Source organism: Variovorax sp. 20P10.2.4 (assembly GCF_058244205.1).
In genome coordinates this window covers 1-1263 of record NZ_JBZAYE010001137.1, presented here as the reverse complement: position 1 = coordinate 1263, position 1263 = coordinate 1, and the positions used below count along the sequence as shown (strand labels likewise).

General features: G+C 70.2%; 2 protein-coding genes and 1 pseudogene. All 3 read right to left on the bottom strand.

Annotated features, from left to right (window positions below; translation table 11 throughout):
- Positions 1-227 (bottom strand): annotated as a pseudogene (locus AC27VN_RS41775) (hypothetical protein); the annotation flags it as partial.
- 115 nt (positions 228-342) lie between these two features.
- Positions 343-738, bottom strand: a complete 396-nt coding sequence (locus tag AC27VN_RS41770; protein WP_490880558.1) for a COG4315 family predicted lipoprotein — start codon at positions 736-738, stop codon at positions 343-345.
- 79 nt (positions 739-817) lie between these two features.
- Positions 818-1263 (bottom strand): anti-sigma factor family protein (locus tag AC27VN_RS41765; RefSeq protein ID WP_490880557.1); only part of this gene is annotated, 446 nt, incomplete at its 5' end.

The following is a 1263-nucleotide window of genomic DNA, read 5'->3' as shown; positions in this document are numbered from 1 at the left end:
AGCTCGTTGCGCTCGACGCGCCGGTCGAACTGGATGCGCAGCACGTGCGAGGCCACGGGGTCGATCAGCCCCTGCTGTTGCATCCAGTCCAGCGCATGGGCCGGGCTCGGCAACGGCGCCAGCGTGGGGAAGCCGGGGTGGGCCAGCACGGCATCGTGCTGTTCGTCGGTGATCAGCCCCAGGGGGAGCAGGGCGGCGAAGGCGTCGAGGTTGGCATTCGAAGGCATCGGGCCATTCTGCCGTCTGTGCGCGCCGGGCCCGGAAACGAAAAAGGCGGCCGTTGCGGGCCGCCTTCGTGGCGTGGATCACCCGGGCGCGAGCCCCGGGGTGACGAGCGCGGTCTCAGGGACGCGCGAGCTTCCAGGCGCCGTTGGCGAAGCCGTCGCCGGTCTTGTCGCCCGGCTTGGCGTCCTTGGCCCAGTAGTACAGCGGCCAGCCCTTGTAGGCCCATTGGCGCTTGCCGTCCTCGCGGATGATGATGGTGTAGCCACCCAGCGGCCGGGCGGTCTCGGCCACGCCCAGCGGCGGCCAGTTGGTCGCGCACTGGCCGTTGCAGGCCGAGGTGCCCGAACCGGCGGCATCCTTGGTGAAGGTGTAGAGCGTCATGCCGTTCGGGCCGACGAGCACGCCGTCGGCGGTGCGCGTCGGGGTGTCGGGCGCGCTGGCGCTCTGGTTGGACATGCTGCCGCAGCCGGCGAGCAGGGCGGCCGCGAGGATCGAGGCGCTGAGCAATTTCATGCAGTTTCTCCTTCGTTGAGTGATCGCGAACATGGAAATGAGGGAATGCATGCGCGAACCGGCCGAGTGTATGCCGCGCTCAAGACAGATCCCGGTAGGCCAGCGTCGCCAGTTTCATCAGGGTCTCGCGCGGCAGCCGGCCGGCCACCGCGTAGCCGAAACCCTGGTCGACCCAGTAGAAGCTGGGCACGGCGCCCTCGGTGGCGAAGCGGAAGGCGGTCTCGGGCGCGGGGGCCGGTTTGGCGCCCGCGGTCTTGGGATCGAGCTGGCCGACATAGAGCGTGACGCGCTCGCCGGCCGCATCCTCGAACATGAACTGGGCCCGGGCGCCGTTCTCGCCGGGCAGCAGCCGGCCGCCGACCAGCGTGTAGCCCAGGGTCGAGAAGTCCGGCACCTTGAGCGGCCGGTCGAGCCGCCGCGACAGCCACTGCACCAGGTGCTGCTGCTCGGCCGCGGCCACCTCGACCGGATGGCGCTTCTCGGGCGTGTAGACCTGGTGCGCGAGCGAGGCCGCATGGACGAATT